Origin of the sequence: Streptomyces prunicolor NBRC 13075 (assembly GCF_000367365.1) — a bacterium.
GTDB lineage: Bacteria > Actinomycetota > Actinomycetes > Streptomycetales > Streptomycetaceae > Streptomyces > Streptomyces prunicolor.
Map to the genome: position 1 here is coordinate 1 of NZ_BARF01000099.1, position 17,699 is coordinate 17,699.

Below are 17,699 nucleotides of genomic sequence, written 5' to 3' on the forward strand. Positions count from 1 at the left end.
ACGGGAGAGCGCCGGGCCCCTGACGGAATGTCACGGACCCGGCGCTGAAAGAGAGTTGGGGACTAGTCGGCGAACAAGCAGCCGAACTGCGGGGTGCCGGACGTCGATACGCCCGCGGCGCTCGCGGAGATCCAGCGGGAGCCGGTGGTGGTGATCTTCGTGCCGTTGGACGGGAGGTAGGTCACCGCGCCGTCGCCGCCGTTCTCGTACGAGCCGACGAGCAGGTCCGCCTTGCCGTCGCCGTTGACGTCGTCGAGCTTGACGTCGGCGCCGAACAGGTCGCTCTTCTCGTCGTCGCCGGGGACGCCGGCCGTGCTCTGGGCGAAGGACTGGACGCCGGTCGTGGTGTTCACGCCGCTCGCCGAGCCGTAGACGACCGTGACCATGCCGGCGTTGGTGTTGGCGCCGAGGTCCTCGTTCGGGGCGGAGGCGACGACGTCCTGGTAGCCGTCGCCGTTGACGTCGCCCAGGTCCAGGTCCCAGCCGAAGGCGTCGCCCTTCTCCGAACTGCCGGGTATGTTCCCGGAGTTCTGGGTGATGCCGGTGGTCGAGGCGGGGCCGGACGCGGAGCCGTAGGTGATGTTCACCTTGCCCCCGTTCGCCGAGTCCGGGACGGTCGTACCGTCGCTCGTCGTGGCGTCCCAGCCCGCGCCGCTGACGATGTCGCCGTAACCGTCGCCGTTGATGTCGCCGATGCCGGTGACGATGCCGGGCTTGAGGGTCTGCACGCCCGCGATGCTCAGACCGCTCGCGGCGCCGGGCACGTAGTAGTTGGTGTTCCAGCCGCTGGACGTCTGCGTCTCGTAGCCGTCGACCACGAGGTCGGTGCGGCCGTCGCCGTTGACGTCACCGGCCGTGAGGTGCCGCGGGCCGTACGGGAAGCCGGTCGAGCCGGCCTGGATCGGGGGCTTGATCGTGTAACGGCCGCCGGGCTTGCCGGTGGAGCTGCTGAAGCCGCCCTTGTAGACGTAGAGGGTGGCGGCCGAACTGCCCACCGCCAGGTCGGCCTTGCCGTCGCCGTCGAAGTCGCCGGCGGCCAGGGTCTGGCCCCAGTTGTCGTGCCCGGACACGGCCGGGTCCAGTACGTCGCTGCTCTTGCCGGTGAGGCCGCTCTTGGAGCCCCACAGGATCGCGAGGGCGCCGCCGTCGGTGTCGGTGCCGACCTTCTCGTACGGCGAGCCCACGGCGAGGTCGTCGTAACCGTCGCCGTTGAAGTCGGCGTACGCCGTCGCGAGGCCGAAGTAGTCGCCGGCCTCGGCCGTGCCGGGCACGGTGCCGGAGTTCTGGCTGATGACGGAGCGCTTGGCCGAGGTCACGCCGGAGGCGCTGCCGTACAACGCGACGATCTGGCCGGCGTTCGCGTGGCCGCTGACGGAGGCGCCGGGGGCCGAGGCCACGACGTCGCCGATTCCGTCGCCGTTGAAGTCGGCCTTGGCGACCTTGAACGAGTCGGCGGCGGTGGCCGTCGTCGCCGAGAGCGTGAGCAGACCGCCCGTCAGCGCGGCAGCGGCGGCCGTCGCGAGGGCGAGGCGCAGGTGCGGGTGGTGCTTCTGGTGCATGCGGGGTTCTCCTGCGGCATGCGGGGGATGCGTGGCTGGCATCCGCGTCGATGGGGTGCGGACCGTCCGTGTTCGCCGGGAGTTGTCCCTGGCTTCACGGGTGGTTGGCGATCAGGAGACCTGTGATGGTGCGCAATGGTTGTACGTGACTTCGGAGGCGGGCGGGGTTGTCGGGTCGGGTGCGGCGCTGACAACCGCCGCTGCCTTGACTCGCCGCCCCGAGCTGTCACTTGCGTACGTTGGGGAGTGGCCCAACGTCCACGTATCAGGCTGCGTTCGCTTCCCCACGGCGGCTCGCGAGCAGGCCCCCCGCCGCGCCCAGGGAGACCAGGCCCATGCCGGCAGCCGTCGCGATGCCCTTGATGCCGTCCATCGAGAAGTAACACAGCGCGGCCACACCGCCGTTGAAGAGGAACAGGAACCACAGGGTCGACGGCTTCGACAGGAACGCCTTGATCTTCGGCTTCTTCGCGATGCGTGAACCGGCCAGCAGCGAGACGGCGATACCGGTGTAGGTGGCCGCGGTCTTCGCCGTACCGTCCAGCACCGCCCCGGAGGCCGTGCTCGCGGCGAGGCCGGCGGCGAAGAACGACCACAGCAGCAGGTTGGCGACGTATGACTTCACGGTGACGAGCAGCGACTTCACGGGATTTCCTAAGGGGGAGAGGGGGCGTGATCTCTGTCCTCTACGATCCCGTCGCGCGCTCGCCGTCACGAGGGACCGTTCTCCCGGATCGGGGGTGTAGCCCGCTACACCCCCGGCCTCGAATCCGGTGCGGATACGACGTTGCCCCGCGCCCTTTCAGCAAGGGCGCGGGGCAACGTCGTAGCGGACTGGCCGGTTGTTACTTGACCGGCTCCGGCTCCGGGGCGTTCTCCGACTCCGACTCGCCCGCCGGGGGCTCGTCCTCGGAGGGCTTCCTGACCGAGTCGAGGAGGAGCTGGGCCACGTCGACCACCTGGATCGATTCCTTGGCCTTGCCGTCGTTCTTCTTGCCGTTGACCGAGTCGGTGAGCATGACGAGGCAGAAGGGGCAGGCCGTGGACACGATGTCCGGGTTCAGGGAGAGGGCCTCGTCGACGCGCTCGTTGTTGATGCGCTTGCCGATGCGCTCTTCCATCCACATGCGCGCGCCGCCGGCTCCGCAGCAGAAGCCGCGTTCCTTGTGGCGGTGCATCTCCTCGTTGCGCAGGCCCGGGACGCTGGCGATGATCTCGCGCGGGGGCGTGTAGATCTTGTTGTGGCGGCCCAGGTAGCAGGGGTCGTGGTAGGTGATGATGCCCTCGACCGGGGTTACCGGGACCAACTTGCCCTCGTCCACGAGGTGTTGGAGCAGCTGGGTGTGGTGGATGACCTCGTAGTCGCCGCCGAGCTGCGGGTACTCGTTGCCGATGGTGTTCAGGCAGTGCGGGCACGTTGCGACGATCTTCTTCGCCGACTTCGGCTTCGCGGACTCCGCCACGACCTTGCCGTCGTCGTCCAGTTCCTCGCCGAACGCCATGTTCAGGGCCATGACGTTCTCCATGCCGAGCTCCTGGAACAGGGGCTCGTTGCCGAGCCGCCGTGCCGAGTCGCCCGTGCACTTCTCGTCGCCGCCCATGATCGCGAACTTGACGCCCGCGATGTGGAGGAGTTCCGCGAAGGCCTTCGTGGTCTTCTTGGCGCGGTCCTCCAGGGCGCCTGCGCAGCCGACCCAGTACAGGTACTCGACCTCGGTGAGGTCCTCGATGTCCTGGCCGACGACCGGGACCTCGAACTCGACCTCCTTGAGCCACTCCAGGCGCTGCTTCTTCGCCAGGCCCCAGGGGTTGCCCTTCTTCTCCAGGTTCTTGAGCATCGTCCCGGCCTCGGACGGGAACGCGCTCTCGATCATCACCTGGTAGCGGCGCATGTCGACGATGTGGTCGACGTGCTCGATGTCCACCGGGCACTGCTCGACGCAGGCGCCGCAGGTGGTGCAGGACCACAGGACGTCCGGGTCGATGACGCCGTTCTCTTCGAAGGTGCCGATCAGCGGGCGTTCCGCCTCCGCGAGAGCCGCCGCGGGGACGTCCTTCAGCTGCTCCTCCGTCGCCTTCTCCTCGCCCTCCATCGACTTGCCGCCGCCCGCCAGCAGGTACGGGGCCTTGGCGTGCGCGTGGTCGCGGAGGGACATGATCAGGAGCTTGGGGGAGAGCGGCTTGCCCGTGTTCCAGGCGGGGCACTGCGACTGGCAGCGGCCGCACTCGGTGCACGTGGAGAAGTCCAGCAGGCCCTTCCAGGAGAACTGCTCGACCTGCGATACGCCGAACACGTCGTCGTCGCCCGGGTCGGTGAAGTCGATCGGCTTGCCGCCGGACGTCATCGGGAGCAGGGCGCCGAGCGAGGTCTCACCCGTCGCGTTCCGCTTGAACCAGATGTTCGGGAAGGCCAGGAAGCGGTGCCAGGCGACGCCCATGTCCGTCTTCAGGGCGACCGTGATCATCCAGATGAAGGAGGTCGCGATCTTCACCCCGGCGAAGAGGTACGTGAGGTTCTGGAGCGTGGAGACGTCCAGGTGCTCCAGCGCCGACACCACGGGGTACGAGATGAAGAACGAGGCCTCGTACGCGTCGACGTGGTGCTGGGCGCCTTCCAGCGCGTGCAGCATGAAGATGCAGACGCCGACGATGAGGATGACGGCCTCGACGAAGTACGCCTGGCCGAAGTTCGAGCCGGCGAAGCGGGACTTGCGGCCCGGCTTGTTCGGCTTGTTCAGCTGGCGGATCGCGATCAGCACGAGGATGCCGATGACCGTCATCGTGCCGATGAACTCGACGAAGACGTTGTACGGCGGCCACTCACCGATGACCGGCAGCAGCCAGTCGGCCTGGAAGAGCTGGCCGATGGCGTTGACGATCGTCAGCAGCAGCGAGAAGAAGCCCACCGCCACGAACCAGTGCGCGACGCCGACGACACCCCAGCGGTTCATCCGGGTGTGGCCGAGGAACTCCTTGGCCACGGTGACGGTGCGCTGCACGGGCTCGTCGGTGCGGGTGCCCGCTGGCACGTTCTGGCCGAGTCGCATGAAGGTGTAGATCTGCAGGACGGCGCGGGCGAACAGCGCCACACCGACCACGATCAGTACCAGCGACACGATGATCGCGGCGAGTTGCATTTCAGGGCTCCTCGGGCCTGCGAGGGGTCATGGCATCACCACTCAGCACATTACTAAGCGGTAACTTAATCGGTTCGACCGAGACTACCCCTATCCTGCGTCGCACTGTAGCCAGCCGTGCGGTGATCTGTGTCGCTGAGGGTTGCCTAAAAAGGCCTGCTCCGGGATCGTTCCCAAGCTTGTTACGGTCTGATCGTGTTATTCGTACTGAATTGGTACATTTGCGTCTAATTTAGATCCGTGCTCTACGGGATTCTCGCCGCCACGACCGCCCTGCTCCTCGCCGCCGTCCTCGCCGCACTGCTCCGGGTACCCGCACTGCGGGCGGGAATCGTCGACCGCAGACGGCGGACGCGTCCGGTACCGCTGCTCGGGGGGTTGGCTGTCGTGCTCGCCGTCGTGTCGGTGACCTGGGCGTGTCACTGGACCGGGGTCGCGCCGCTCGGCGACGGGGTCGGCGGGTTGCTCGGCGCCGGGTCCGGCGTCGCCGCGCTCGGGCTCGTCGCCGATGTGTGGCGGCTGAAGACGCGCTTCCTTGTTCTCGGTACGGCCGTGGCGGCGGCCTGTGTCGTGCCGTACGGCGAGATCGGGGTGCCCGGGGGGCTGCTGGCGGTGGCCTGGATCGTGTTCGTCGCCGGTGCCTTCAAGGGGCTCGATCACGCCGACGGGCTCGCCGGGACACTGGGGGTGGTCACCGCCTTCGGAGTCGGGGCCTGTGCCGCGATGGAAGTGATGGACGGGCTCGCGGTGTTGCTCAGTGTGCTGGCCGCCGCGCTCACCGGGTTCCTGATGCACAACTGGCATCCCGCGCGGATCGCGCTCGGCGCGTGCGGGTCGCTGTTCACGGGGTTCGTGCTCGCCTCGGCCGCCGTCATCACGCAGGCCGGGCGCGGGTTCGGGTCCAGTGCGGGGGTGTTGTTCGCGCTCACCGCGGTCGCGAGTGCGGATGCCGTGCTGGTGTTGCTGTCGCGACGGCTCGCCGGGCGGGCGTTGCTGCGGGGCGGGCCCGACCATCTCGCCCACCGGCTGCGGAAGTTGGGGCTCACTCCGCAGGGGGCGGTGGTGCTGGTGGGGATCGGAGGGTTCTCCTCGGTGCTTGTCGGGGTGCTCGTGCACAACGGGTGGGCGAGTGAATCCGGCGTCGCGTGGGTCGCGGGCGGGGCCCTGGTCGTCGTATTCGGACTGCTTAAAGTCACCGTCTACGGGGTGCGGCGTCCTGCATCCACGCAGGTCAGGGCGCAGTTGCGTGTAAGGAACGGATAAGAGTTGAGCCTGGTCGACTCAGCTCTGTTGACCCAGCGGTGAGTGTCGTGCACACTTGAGTCCGTTCCACTCAAGTCATTGCTGGAGGAATCAACCATGGCACGTGCGGTCGGCATCGACCTGGGCACGACTAACTCCGTCGTCAGCGTTCTTGAAGGCGGCGAGCCCACCGTCATCACCAACGCAGAGGGCGCCAGGACCACGCCGTCCGTCGTCGCCTTCGCCAAGAACGGCGAGGTGCTCGTCGGAGAGGTGGCCAAGCGCCAGGCGGTCACGAACGTTGACCGGACCATCCGTTCCGTGAAGCGCCACATGGGCACGGACTGGAAGATCGAGCTGGACGGCAAGAGCTTCAACCCGCAGCAGATGAGCGCCTTCATCCTGCAGAAGCTGAAGCGCGACGCCGAGGCGTACCTGGGCGAGAAGGTGGCCGACGCGGTCATCACCGTCCCGGCGTACTTCAACGACTCCGAGCGTCAGGCGACGAAGGAGGCCGGCGAGATCGCGGGCCTGAACGTCCTGCGCATCGTGAACGAGCCGACCGCCGCGGCGCTGGCGTACGGCCTCGACAAGGACGACCAGACGATCCTCGTCTTCGACCTCGGTGGCGGCACCTTCGACGTGTCCCTCCTGGAGATCGGCGACGGCGTCGTCGAGGTGAAGGCCACGAACGGCGACAACCACCTCGGTGGTGACGACTGGGACCAGCGGGTCGTCGACTACCTGGTGAAGCAGTTCGCGTCCGGCCACGGCGTGGACCTGGGCAAGGACAAGATGGCCCTGCAGCGTCTGCGTGAGGCTGCCGAGAAGGCCAAGATCGAGCTGTCCAGCTCCACCGAGACCTCGATCAACCTGCCCTACATCACGGCGTCCGCCGAGGGCCCGCTGCACCTGGACGAGAAGCTCACCCGGGCTCAGTTCCAGCAGCTGACGGCCGACCTGCTGGAGCGCTGCAAGACGCCGTTCCACAACGTCATCAAGGACGCCGGCATCTCCATCAACGAGATCGACCACGTCGTCCTCGTCGGTGGCTCCACCCGGATGCCCGCCGTCGCCGAGATCGTCAAGGAGCTGACCGCCGGCCAGGACGCCAACAAGGGCGTCAACCCGGACGAGGTCGTCGCCATCGGCGCGTCCCTCCAGGCCGGTGTCCTCAAGGGTGAGGTCAAGGACGTCCTGCTCCTCGACGTGACCCCGCTGTCCCTCGGTATCGAGACCAAGGGAGGGATCATGACCAAGCTCATCGAGCGCAACACCACGATCCCGACCAAGCGGTCCGAGATCTTCACCACGGCCGAGGACAACCAGCCCTCCGTGCAGATCCAGGTCTACCAGGGCGAGCGCGAGATCGCGGCGTACAACAAGAAGCTCGGGATGTTCGAGCTGACCGGTCTGCCGCCGGCCCCGCGTGGTGTCCCGCAGATCGAGGTCTCCTTCGACATCGACGCCAACGGCATCATGCATGTCACGGCCAAGGACCTCGGCACCGGCAAGGAGCAGAAGATGACCGTCACCGGCGGCTCCTCGCTGCCGAAGGACGAGGTCGACCGCATGCGCCAGGAGGCCGAGCAGTACGCGGACGAGGACCACCGTCGCCGCGAGGCCGCCGAGTCCCGCAACCAGGGCGAGCAGCTCGTCTACCAGACGGAGAAGTTCCTCAAGGACAACGAGGACAAGGTCCCCGCCGACGTCAAGACCGAGGTCGAGGCCGCCGTCGAGGAGCTGAAGGCCGCGCTGAAGGGCGAGGACACCGCCGAGATCCGTACGGCCACCGAGAAGGTCTCCGCCGTCTCGCAGAAGGTCGGCCAGGCCATGTACGCCGACGCCCAGGCCACCCAGGCCGCGGGCGGCGACGCGCCGGGTGCCGAGGCGCCCAAGGCGGACGACGACGTGGTGGACGCCGAGATCGTGGACGACGAGCGCAAGGACGGTGCCGCGTGACGGAGGAGACTCCGGGCTTCGACGAGAAGCCCGACGTCCCTTCCGGCGCCACCCCCGACGACGCCGAGCCGCAGGCCGCCTCCCCCTCCAGCAGTGGGGAGGGGGCGGCCCCGGCAGGGGACGCAAGTGCACAGATCGCCGGTCTGACGGCCCAGCTGGACCAGGTGCGCAAGGCGCTCGAAGAGCGCACCGCGGACCTCCAGCGGCTCCAGGCCGAGTTCCAGAACTACCGCCGCCGGGTCGAGCGCGACCGGATCGCGGTCAAGGAGGTCGCCGTGGCGAACCTGCTGACCGAGCTGATGCCCACGCTCGACAACATCAACCGCGCGCGGGAACACGGTGAACTCGTCGGCGGTTTCAAGTCGGTGGCGGAGTCGCTGGAGACCGCCGCGGCGAAGATGGGACTGCAGCAGTTCGGCAAGGAGGGCGAGCCCTTCGACCCGACGATCCACGAGGCCCTCATGCACTCGTACGCGCCGGACGTGACAGAGACGACCTGCGTGGCGATCCTTCAGCCCGGGTATCGCATCGGTGAGCGCACCATCCGCCCCGCGCGGGTGGCCGTCGCCGAGCCGCAGCCCGGCGCCACGGGGACCGGCAAGGCGGAGGACGAGTCCGAGGCCGGCGACGAGAAGGACAACGGCCCTGAAGAGGGCTGACGTAGCTGACGCAGCCGACGCATCGAGCGGACCGAAGGAGGGACGTCGAGGATGAGCACCAAGGACTTCATCGAGAAGGACTACTACAAGGTCCTCGGCGTCCCCAAGGACGCCACCGAGGCCGAGATCAAGAAGGCGTACCGGAAGCTCGCCCGCGAGTTCCACCCGGACGCCAACAAGGGCAACGCCAAGGCCGAGGAGCGCTTCAAGGAGATCTCCGAGGCCAACGACATCCTCGGTGACCCCAAGAAGCGCAAGGAGTACGACGAGGCCCGCTCCCTCTTCGGCAACGGCGGCTACCGCCCGGGGCCGGGCGGCGCGGGCGGCGGCAACTTCAACTTCGACCTGGGTGACCTCTTCGGAGGCGGCGCCCAGGGCGGCGGTGGCGCCGGGGGAGCCGGCGGCTTCGGCGGCGGGATCGGTGACGTCTTCGGCGGCCTGTTCAACCGCGGCGGCACGGGCACGACCCGTACGCAGCCCCGGCGCGGCCAGGACATCGAGTCCGAGGTCACGCTCAGCTTCACCGAGGCCATCGAAGGGGCCACGGTCCCGCTGCGCATGTCCTCCCAGCAGCCCTGCAAGGCCTGTTCGGGCACCGGCGACAAGAACGGCACACCGCGCGTGTGCCCGACCTGCGTCGGCACCGGCCAGGTCGCGCGCGGCTCCGGCGGCGGTTTCTCGCTCACGGACCCTTGCCCGGACTGCAAGGGCCGGGGCCTGATCGCCGAGCACCCGTGCATCGAGTGCAAGGGCAGCGGACGAGCCAAGTCGTCCCGGACCATGCAGGTCCGGATCCCCGCGGGGGTCACGGACGGCCAGCGCATCCGGCTGCGCGGCAAGGGCGCACCGGGTGAACGGGGCGGTCCCGGCGGCGACTTGTACGTCATGGTGCACGTCGACGCGCACCCCGTGTTCGGCCGCAAGGAGGACAACCTCACGGTGACGGTCCCGGTGACCTTCACCGAGGCGGCCCTCGGCGGCGAGGTCAGGGTGCCCACCCTGGGCGGGCCCCCGGTGACGCTGAAGCTGCCCCCGGGCACGCCGAACGGCCGGACGATGCGGGCCCGCGGCAAGGGCGCCTTCCGCAAGGACGGCACCCGGGGCGATCTCCTCGTCACCGTCGAGGTGAGTGTCCCGAAGGACGTCACGGGGAATGCTCGTGACGCACTGGAGGCGTACCGAGAGGCGACCGCGGGCGAGGACCCGCGGGCGGAGCTGTTCCAGGCCGCGAAGGGAGCATGAGAGTGATGGACGGCCGTCGACGCAACCCGTACGAGCTGACCGAGGAGACCCCGGTCTACGTCATCTCGGTGGCGGCCCAGCTCTCCGGCCTGCACCCGCAGACGCTGCGCCAGTACGACCGCCTCGGCCTGGTCTCCCCGGACCGCACGGCCGGACGCGGTCGGCGCTACTCGGCCCGCGACATCGAACTGCTGCGCACCGTCCAGCAGTTGTCGCAGACCGAGGGCATCAACCTGGCCGGCATCAAGCGCATCATCGAGCTGGAGAACCAGGTGGTCGCGCTCCAGCAGCGCGTCGCCGAACTCCAGGCGGCGGTCGAGGGCGCGGCGGCGACGATGCAGCAGCGCGAGGCCGCGGTGCACGCGTCGTACCGGCGCGACCTGGTGCCGTACCAGGAGGTCCAGCAGACCAGCGCGCTGGTGGTGTGGCGGCCGAAGCGGCAGCAGTCCTCGGACTGACGTCCACGCTCGCACGGAGAAGGGGCCCGGAGGATCCTCCGGGCCCCTTCTCCGTGTCACGTGCGGTCCGGGTCAGTCGCCCCAGATGCCGTACGCCTTCTGCTCCCGGACCTCCTCGTGGCCCGCCGGGTCGGTGTAGACCGCCCGGTAGTAGTACAGCGCGAGCCGGTCCTCGTGGACCGTGGTGTCGAGGTGGAACTGCGGGTTGTCGACCTTGCCGGTGGCGAACGTGGTCCAGGCTCCGGTCGCCGCGTCCCACTTCTCCCAGCGGTAGTCCGTGAAGTCACCGCACGGCAGGTCGTAGATGGTGACGCCGCAGCGGACGTAGAGCTCCGGGTAGCGGTCCTGGACGACCTTGGTGCCGGTCCAGCCCGGCGGGCGGGTGTCCGGCAGGGTGACGGAGAGGTCGGCGGGGTGGTAGGCCTCCGGGCCGTCGGCCTCGTCGTAGAGGGGGGAGCCGTCCAGGGCGGCGACGCGGTAGACGTGGGTCGCGCCGTCGGGGACGGTCGGGCAGAGGATCTCGGTCGCGGCCAGGGAGTCCCCGCCCCAGCAGTTCCGCTGCCAGACCCTCTCGCCGGTCTCCGGGTCGGTCGCGCTCTGCCAGACCGCGTAGCCGGTGACGTCGTCGTCGGCGGGCGGGGTCCAGCTCAGGCGGACACCGAGCGGGACCTGTTGCGCGGTCAGGTTCCCGACCGGGGCCGGGCGCTGGGTGTCCGGTGTGGTCTCCGTGGCGGCCGGGCCGGGCTGCGAGGTGTGCCCGTACGGGTCGACGGTCACGACCCGGTACTCGTACGTCGTCTCGGACGCGCCCGAGAGGTCCCAACAGGAGCCGCGGAGCAGCTTGTTGCCCGCGTACGCGGGGACGTCCTCACCGGTGGTCCACCACCAGGACACCGACGGCGGCTCCGGGGTGTCATTGAACAGCGTCGTCGACTTGCACAGGTCGACGCCGGTGCTCTCGCCCGTCGCCGGGTCGGTGCGGACGATCCGGTACGAGGGGTACGGGCCGCCGTCGAAGATCCACGGGTCGACGCTCTCCCACGAGATCATCACCCCCTCGTCGAACCGCGTCGCGGTGGTCTCGTACGCCGGGATCGCCTCCGCCCGGTCCGCCATCGTCAGCTGGATCTCCGCCGGGGCGGCGGCGTTGCCCGTGGCGTCCACCGAACGCACCGCGTACCGGTAGGTGTCGGCGACCGCGGCCAGCTGGCGCGGTACGACGTCGGTCTCCTTGGTGGTGCCCTTGCCGGGCAGCGCGTCGAGCCAGCCGCCGGTCGCCGGGTCGAGCTGGAGGACCTGGTAGCCGGCGGCCTTGTCGACGGGGGACCACACCAGGTGCGGAACACCCGACCGGTACTCGACCCGGGCACCGGTGACCGGGGCCGGCGGGATCAGGTCGGTGGTGGTGAACCTGGTGGCGGCGGAGTACGCGGACCAGTTGCCGGCGGCGTCCCGGGCCCGGCCCCGGTAGGTGACGGCGCTGCCGTCGGAGGGGTAGGTGGTGTCGCAGACCGAGCCCTTGGTGCCGGTGTAGACGGTGATCCACTTGCCCGTCGCGGTGTCGAGGCGCTGCATCTCGTACCAGGCGATGTCGGCCTTGTTCTCCGCCGTGGTGACGAGCTCCGGGGCCGCGTAGGGCGAGAGGTCCGCGCAGCCGTCCAATTCCACGAACGGCGCGGCGGGCGGGGTCCTGTCGGGGGTGGTGACGGGCTTGTCCGCGCCGCCCGCCGACTGGTTGCCCGCCTTGTCGTGGGCGCGGACCTCGTAGTAGTACGTGCCGCCGGTCGCGGGCGGGGTGTCCGTGTACGACGTGGAGGCGGTCGTCGCGAGCGGCTTGGTGCCGAACGAGGTGCCCTTGAGGCGCCGGTAGACCCGGTAGCCGGCGAGGTCCAGCTCCTTGTTCTTCGACCAGGTGAGCTTCGCCTTGCCGGTCGCGGAGGCGTACGTCACCGACGTGCCCGTCGGGGCAAGCGGCCTGACCTTGTCGACGGTGGCCGAAGGCCGGGGCGGGTACGTGAACTTGACCTTCGCGGTGCCCGTCCAGTTGACGTAGTCGATCCGCAGCGTGTGGTTGCCCTTGGGGATCGTCACGTTGACGGTCTTGGTGCGCGAACCGGTCGTGTCGGACCACAGGTTGATCTTGCGGCTGTTGTCCAGGTAGACGCGGATGCCGTCGGTCGCCGAGGCGGCGAAGGAGAACGGGCCGCCCGAGCCGAAGTCCCGCGTCACGCTCCAGCGGACGCCGAAGTTGTCCTTCGGGAGGCCGGAGGCGGGAGCGCCGCTCCAGTTCTGGTCGATCGCGGTGTCGCAGTCCGTCTTCTTCGGGGTGCCCTTGAACGTGGTGTTCGCGAAGAGCTGGCGCTTGTAGACGGGGGAGGCGCAACTCGCCGCCGCGGAGGCGGGCGTGGTCGCGCCGGCGAGCAGGCCGCCCGCGACGGCGAGGGCGAGGGCGGCGGCCGTCGCGTGTCTGGCTGGGTTCATTCGGTCCTCTGTCGGATCGGTACGGCAGCGAACGGCCGTCGACGATCACGACTCGTGAGGAACTGGGTTGGTTGTGCTGATCTTTGCCCGTTCCTGAACTCCCGTTGAGTGGAGGGGGCGTAAAGAGCGTTTGGATAGGATTCGCAGTACCTCCACACATCAAACGGAACATGCTGTTGCCATCTCGTTAAGCGGTTCCGCTTGACGCCGGTGGTCGCAGCCGCGTTGGCTTTTCAGTCACCTGGGTTGCAATGCTGCGCCCACGTCCGCACGGCACCAGAAGTGAGCTCCCAATGCGTCGTATCGCCATATCCGTGGCCGCGTCCTCGCTGGCCCTCCCCCTGGCCGCCTGTGGCGTGCTCAACTCGTCGGGGAGCAGCACGGACGCGACTCCGGCGAAGGGCAACGACATCACGGTGGGTGTGCTCATGCCGGAGAAGACGAACACGCGGTACGCGGAGTTCGACTACCCGATCATGAAGGCGAAGATCCAGGAACTCACCGCGAACAAGGGCAAGGCCGAGTACGCGAACGCCGGCGGCGTCGCGGCCACGCAGGACAAGCAGATGCAGCAGATGATCGACGAGAAGGTCGACATCATCGTGCTCGACGCCGTCGACTCGCACCTCATCCGAACCATGGTGAAGAAGGCCAAGACCGCCGGCATCCCGGTCATCGCCTACGACCGGCTGGCCGAGGGCCCGATCGACGCGTACGTCTCCTTCGACGGCGAACTGGTCGGCGAGGTGCAGGGCCGCTCCCTGGTCGAGGCGCTGGGCAGCAACGTGGACACCTCCGACAAGATCGTCATGATCAACGGCTCGCCGACCGACCCCAACGCCGCGGTGTTCAAGGGCGGGGCGCTGTCCGAGCTGCAGGGCAAGGTGACGATCGCCAAGAGCTACAACACCAAGGCCTGGGACCCGGTCATCGCCCAGAAGGAGATGACCGAGGCGATCGACAAGCTCGGCAAGAACAACATCGCCGCGGTGTACTCCGCGAACGACGCGATGGCCGGCGGCATCATCAAGGCCCTGAAGAACGCGGGCCTGACGAAGATCCCGCCCGTCACCGGCCAGGACGCCGAACTCACCGCCGTGCAGCGGATCGTCACCGGTGAGCAGTACATGAGCGTCTACAAGCCGTACCCCGACCTCGCCGAGGCCGCCGCGAAGATCGCGGTCGCCAAGGTCCAGGGCAGGGACATCGAGTTCGACGCCCTGACCCGTGACACGGTCGACAGCCCCACGAACAAGAAGATCCCCTCGCAGCTGGTGTCCGTGGTCGCGCTGACCCAGGACAACATCAAGTCGACGGTGGTCGCGGACGGCATCTACAAGATCTCCGCCATCTGCACGTCCGCCTACAAGTCCGCGTGCTCGGCCATCGACCTGAAGTAGACCGGCTCCGGCCGGACGTTACGACGACGGCGTCCGTGCCGTCGCCGCTGCCCACGTACGCGACTCCGGCCGCGGGTACCTTGCCGGATCTCAGCCGGGGGACTTGAGGTGTCTCAGGAGGGCGGTGAGTCCCTTGGGGGTGGTGGTGAGGGTGACGTCGGGGGTGTCGCTTTCGCGGAGGCGGATCGTTTTGTCGGGGGCGGGGGCGACGTAGAGGCAGTTGCCCTCGGGGCCGCCGCTGAAGGTCGACTTCTGCCAGGCGAGTTCAGTCATCGGGGCCTCCCCAGAGGGTGTAGAGCACGTGCTGGATGAGGGACAGCGAGTGCTTCACCGAGTGATCTCAGCCGGGGGACTTGAGGTGCCGCAGCAGGGCGGCGAGGCCCTTGGGGGCGGTGGCGAGGATGACGTCCGGGGTGTCGCTCTCGCGGAGGCGGATCGTTTTGTCGGGGGCGGGGGCGACGTAGAGGCAGTTCTGGTCGGGGGCTCCGCTGAACGAGGACTTCTGCCACTGCGGTTCGGACATGCGGGCCTCCTAGAGCGTGTAGAGCAAGTGCTGGATGAGGGACAGGGAGTCCTTCACCGAGTGTGCTTCGGGGGCCAACGATACGTCGACAGGATCAAGGGCGTTGGCGGCGAGCCGGGCGAACAGCGAGCTGTACTCGTCCAGTTGGGCCGGCTCGCGCAAGTAGTCGGTGCCCGTCGCGCGGTCGAGGACCACGGTGCCGAGCTGCGACGTGCGGGGGACGGCATGGACGAAGTTCCCGCTGAGTGCTGCGTACGCCTGCGCGCTGAACGGATAGATCTGGATGGTCACGTGCGGGAAGCGGGCCAACTCGATGAGCCGCACCAGCTGTTCGCGTACGACATGGATGCTGCCGAACCTCATGTGCAGCGCCGCTTCGTGGATCACGGCATGAATGGCGGGCGGGTTCCTGTCGGTCAAGATGCGCTGCCGTTCCATGCGGAACTTCACGGCTTCGTCGATGTTCCCGAAGCCCAGCTCGGGGCTGTTGAAGATGGCCCGTGCGTAGTCCGCGGTCTGGAAGATCCCGGGGACGAACAGGGATTCGTGCACCCGTAGGGCCACGGCCTGGGCTTCCAGTTCGGCGAGGTTGAGGCCGCCGGGGCCCAGGTGCTTCTTGTACGTGCTCCACCATCCCTTGCCGGTTGCCTCGGACATGGACACCAGTGCGTCAATGTAGGGCTTGTTTGTGCAACCGTACGTGCGGCACAGCTCTAAGAGTCGCTCGGTCAGGATCGATGTGCGGCCCAGCTCGATGTGGCTGAGCTGGGCGCGACTCATGCCGATCCGCTGGGCTGCTTCAGCTGCGTTCAACCCCGCTTGTTCGCGCAGTTGTTTGAGTTCGAAGCCCAGCCGGTGCTGGCGTTCGCTGATGGTGGTGCGTAGTCCCACGGTTACTCCTCGACGACTTCCCCCGAGTCTGCACGGCGTGGGGTGGTTGGTTCAACGAATCCAGCGAACAGGTTGATATGTATATCCCCATCCATCTACGGTGAGTGTGGATTCAGTCACGCACTGAAACCGATCAACTCCCCCTGCCCGTAAGCCGACAGAGCACCCGCGCCCCGCGGGCGACGCCATCGCCGGGCTCGGACCCCTCACAGACAGGAGCCGCTCCCCATGGACCCAGCCCGCCGAGCCCCGCACCGCCCCGCTCAACTGACCCACGACTACAGCCTGTTCGCCCCCGCCGACGCCACCGCACCCCGCGTCTGCCGTGACTTCGTACGCGCCGTCCTCTTCACCCACGACCGCGAACCCCTCGTCATGCCGGCGGCCCTCTGCACCTCGGAACTCGTCACCAACGTCCACCTGCACACGAAGGGCATCGCCATGCTCCGCATCCGCCTCACCCCGGCCCGCTTCCGGGTCAGCGTCTTCGACGAAAGTCCGGACCCACCTGTCGTCACACACCCCGCGGCCGGGGCGATCGCCTGCTGGGGGAGGGGCCTCGCGCTCGTCGCGGAGATGGCGGACAGGTGGGGCGTCGCGGACGAGAGGGCGGGGCGGTTCGCGAAGGGGGTGTGGTTCGAGCTGGGTGGGAGCAGAGGATCGATCCGACGCCAAGCCCACACACGAGGAGGTCTGCCGCAATGAACCCCGAACTGGACAAGGTCGTATGGCAGGCATGGAAGGCCATGGAACTCCCCGAGGGCTACCGCGCTGAGATCATCGAGGGAGTCATCGAGGTGTCGCCCACCGGCCGCCTTGCGCATGCCCGGGTTGCCAACCGCCTGCGTAGCGCCCTGGAGGTCTTTCTCCGTGACAGCGAGCGCGGAGCCTGGAACAGCATGCACGTGATCCACGCACACAGGGCGTGGATTCCGGACGGGTTCGTGGCTCGTCGGGACGTGGAACCGGCCGATGTGGAGGAGGACCTCGGCATCAAGGCTTCTGCGGTTCAAGTGGTCGCCGAGGTCGTCTCCCCCGGCAAGACCAACCAGGACCGCGACCGCATCCGCAAGCGCCGCGAGTACGCCCGCGCCGGCATCCCCATGTACGTCCTCATCGACGACTACGACGGCCAGGGCGCCGTAACCCTCTTCACCGGCCCCCGCCCCGACAAGGCCGACTGGGAGGACATCCACCGCGTCCCCTACGGCACGGAGGTCGAGATCCCGGACGGCCCCGCCAAGGGTTTCGTGATCGGGGAAGCGATCACGGGCCCGAAGCGGGGCTGAACAACAAGAAGTTCACGCCACCCGCGTGAACTCCACCGTCACCTCCGGCGGCCCGCCCGCCACCCCCCGGTAGATCCCCTTGTGGGGCGTCACGTCGTCGTAGTCGCGCCCCCGCCCCACCACCACATGGGACTCGTCGGGCCGGGTCCGGTTCGTCGGGTCGTAGCCGCACCAGTCGCCCGCCCAGTACTCGACCCACGCGTGGCTCTGGCCGGCCACCGGGCGGTGCAGTTCCGCCTCGCTCTCGGGGTGGAGGTAGCCGGAGACGTAGCGCGTGGGCAGGCCCAGGCCGCGCAGCAGGGCGATGGTGACGTGGGCGATGTCCTGGCAGACACCGGCGCCCTGTTCCCAGGCCTCGGCGGCGGACGTGTTCACGCCGGTGACGCCCGGGAGGTACGACACCCGGTCGGCGACCAGTGCCGAGACCGCGATCGCCGTCTCGTGCGGGTCGAGGCCGACCGCCGCCTTGCGTGCCTTCTTCAGCAGCTTGGGCGGGACCGTCGTACGGACCGTGGGGCCGATGAACTCCAACAGGCGGGAGTTCGTGGTGCGTTCGGTGATCTCCTGCCAGGTGGGGGAGGGGCCGAGGAGGTCCGGCGGGGACGTCTCGACCAGGCTCGACGCCGTGATCGTGAGGTCTGCGTGCGGGTCCATCAGGTCGAAGCCGGTGACCTGGGTGCCCCAGTAGTCCCAGTACGACCAGGTGGGGGTCGTGGGGTTCACGGTCACCCGCGCGTCCAGTGTCGTCTGGCCGGGGAGCGTGAGCGGGGTCATCCGCACCTCGTTGTGGGAGGAGACGGCCGCCTGGGCGTACGACACGCGGGTGGTGTGGCGGATGCGAAGCCTACGGGTCATC

Annotated in this window: 16 protein-coding genes; 8 read left to right on the forward strand and 8 right to left on the reverse strand. The window is 68.5% G+C overall.

Translation table 11 applies throughout. The features are described 5' to 3' along the window. Positions 1-62: 62 nt before the first annotated feature. The 3 genes from SPR02S_RS41740 to SPR02S_RS41750 form a co-directional block, all read right to left on the reverse strand. The gene (locus tag SPR02S_RS41740) at positions 63-1,559 is read right to left on the reverse strand and encodes an FG-GAP and VCBS repeat-containing protein (protein ID WP_019062987.1); all 1,497 of its coding nucleotides are present in this window, start codon (positions 1,557-1,559) and stop codon (positions 63-65) included. A 265-nt stretch (positions 1,560-1,824) separates the two neighbouring features. Beyond that, positions 1,825-2,205: a hypothetical protein gene (locus tag SPR02S_RS41745; protein ID WP_019062988.1), complete on the reverse strand. Its 381-nt coding sequence runs from the start codon at positions 2,203-2,205 to the stop codon at positions 1,825-1,827. Between the two features lie 199 nt (positions 2,206-2,404). After that, a complete protein-coding gene (locus SPR02S_RS41750) occupies positions 2,405-4,696 on the reverse strand; it encodes a (Fe-S)-binding protein (protein WP_019062989.1) in 2,292 nt (763 codons plus the stop codon). Between the two features lie 240 nt (positions 4,697-4,936). Here SPR02S_RS41750 and SPR02S_RS41755 point away from each other — a divergent pair, with 240 nt between their 5' ends. From SPR02S_RS41755 to SPR02S_RS41775, 5 genes are all read left to right on the forward strand, one after another. Next, positions 4,937-5,959, forward strand: a complete 1,023-nt coding sequence (locus tag SPR02S_RS41755) for an MraY family glycosyltransferase (protein ID WP_019062990.1) — start codon at positions 4,937-4,939, stop codon at positions 5,957-5,959. 96 nt (positions 5,960-6,055) lie between these two features. Then, positions 6,056-7,900, forward strand: coding sequence for a molecular chaperone DnaK (gene dnaK, locus SPR02S_RS41760; RefSeq protein ID WP_019062991.1), 1,845 nt, complete (start codon positions 6,056-6,058; stop codon positions 7,898-7,900). Then, positions 7,897-8,559, forward strand: a complete 663-nt coding sequence (grpE, locus tag SPR02S_RS41765; RefSeq protein WP_019062992.1) for a nucleotide exchange factor GrpE — start codon at positions 7,897-7,899, stop codon at positions 8,557-8,559. The genes dnaK and grpE overlap by 4 nt, the downstream gene beginning before the upstream one ends. Before the next feature lie 51 nt (positions 8,560-8,610). Next, complete coding sequence (gene dnaJ, locus SPR02S_RS41770; RefSeq protein ID WP_019062993.1) at positions 8,611-9,801, forward strand: molecular chaperone DnaJ; 1,191 nt, start codon at positions 8,611-8,613, stop codon at positions 9,799-9,801. A gap of 5 nt (positions 9,802-9,806) precedes the next feature. Further along, positions 9,807-10,259 (forward strand): heat shock protein transcriptional repressor HspR, encoded by a 453-nt coding sequence (locus tag SPR02S_RS41775; RefSeq protein WP_019062994.1) that lies wholly within the window; start codon positions 9,807-9,809, stop codon positions 10,257-10,259. Between the two features lie 72 nt (positions 10,260-10,331). Here SPR02S_RS41775 and SPR02S_RS41780 read toward each other — a convergent pair whose 3' ends face one another. Beyond that, positions 10,332-12,740 (reverse strand): fibronectin type III domain-containing protein, encoded by a 2,409-nt coding sequence (locus SPR02S_RS41780; RefSeq protein WP_019062995.1) that lies wholly within the window; start codon positions 12,738-12,740, stop codon positions 10,332-10,334. Positions 12,741-13,033: 293 nt separating this feature from the next. On the opposite strand from SPR02S_RS41780, the gene SPR02S_RS41785 reads away from it, so the two are divergent. Continuing rightward, positions 13,034-14,140 (forward strand): sugar ABC transporter substrate-binding protein, encoded by a 1,107-nt coding sequence (locus SPR02S_RS41785; RefSeq protein ID WP_019062996.1) that lies wholly within the window; start codon positions 13,034-13,036, stop codon positions 14,138-14,140. Between the two features lie 90 nt (positions 14,141-14,230). Here SPR02S_RS41785 and SPR02S_RS41790 read toward each other — a convergent pair whose 3' ends face one another. From SPR02S_RS41790 to SPR02S_RS41800, 3 genes are all read right to left on the reverse strand, one after another. Further along, positions 14,231-14,413, reverse strand: a complete 183-nt coding sequence (locus SPR02S_RS41790) for a DUF397 domain-containing protein (protein ID WP_019062997.1) — start codon at positions 14,411-14,413, stop codon at positions 14,231-14,233. Positions 14,414-14,480: 67 nt separating this feature from the next. Continuing rightward, positions 14,481-14,663 carry a DUF397 domain-containing protein gene (locus SPR02S_RS41795; protein WP_019062998.1) on the reverse strand — a complete coding sequence of 61 codons (183 nt, stop codon included), beginning with the start codon at positions 14,661-14,663 and terminating at the stop codon, positions 14,481-14,483. Between the two features lie 9 nt (positions 14,664-14,672). Beyond that, the gene (locus SPR02S_RS41800; RefSeq protein WP_019062999.1) at positions 14,673-15,554 is read right to left on the reverse strand and encodes a helix-turn-helix domain-containing protein; all 882 of its coding nucleotides are present in this window, start codon (positions 15,552-15,554) and stop codon (positions 14,673-14,675) included. 228 nt (positions 15,555-15,782) lie between these two features. Between SPR02S_RS41800 and SPR02S_RS41805 the strand changes: the two genes are divergently transcribed. After that, positions 15,783-16,259: an ATP-binding protein gene (locus tag SPR02S_RS41805; protein ID WP_019063000.1), complete on the forward strand. Its 477-nt coding sequence runs from the start codon at positions 15,783-15,785 to the stop codon at positions 16,257-16,259. Then, positions 16,256-16,843, forward strand: coding sequence for a Uma2 family endonuclease (locus SPR02S_RS41810; RefSeq protein ID WP_019063001.1), 588 nt, complete (start codon positions 16,256-16,258; stop codon positions 16,841-16,843). The genes SPR02S_RS41805 and SPR02S_RS41810 overlap by 4 nt, the downstream gene beginning before the upstream one ends. 12 nt (positions 16,844-16,855) lie before the next feature. Here SPR02S_RS41810 and SPR02S_RS41815 read toward each other — a convergent pair whose 3' ends face one another. After that, complete coding sequence (locus SPR02S_RS41815; RefSeq protein WP_019063002.1) at positions 16,856-17,698, reverse strand: transglutaminase family protein; 843 nt, start codon at positions 17,696-17,698, stop codon at positions 16,856-16,858. Between the last annotated feature and the right edge of the window lies 1 nt (position 17,699).